Below are 380 nucleotides of genomic sequence, written 5' to 3'. Positions count from 1 at the left end.
ACGAACGTCGTATGTTCCTTCAGGTGCAGCGTATTGCACACGCGCACGAATTCGACGAAATCGGGCTTCGCGCGATACGCTTCCTCGGTCACCAGCATCGGGATGATGCTCGTCTTCACCATGCAGATGTTCGGCTCGAACATCGTCACGCGCCAGCGCGGCTTGCCGGGCTGATAGCCGAACGACAAACCGGCGCCGAGCGTCGCGCGTGCCTTGTCGAACAGCATCGGATGCCAGATGTGCGGGACGATCGTCACCGGCGCGCGCAGGCCCGTCTGGTAATAGTGCAGGCACGAGCGCTCGAATTCCGGAATCGTCCAGACCGCGTCGTACGGCGCGCCCGAGAACAGGAAGCCCGACGGCTTGTCGAACATCGCGCG

Annotated in this window: 1 protein-coding gene; it reads right to left on the bottom strand. The window is 62.9% G+C overall.

The genetic code is table 11. From position 1 onward, the window contains the following. A partial coding sequence (locus tag U4Z31_RS37020; protein WP_321813006.1) for a DUF2827 family protein occupies positions 1–380 on the bottom strand: 380 nt, incomplete at both ends.

Origin of the sequence: Burkholderia sp. BCC1985 (genome assembly GCF_905339915.1) — a bacterium.
Classification (GTDB): Bacteria; Pseudomonadota; Gammaproteobacteria; order Burkholderiales; family Burkholderiaceae; genus Burkholderia.
Note: the sequence above shows the minus strand (reverse complement) of the source record. Positions and strands in the feature narration are given on the sequence as shown.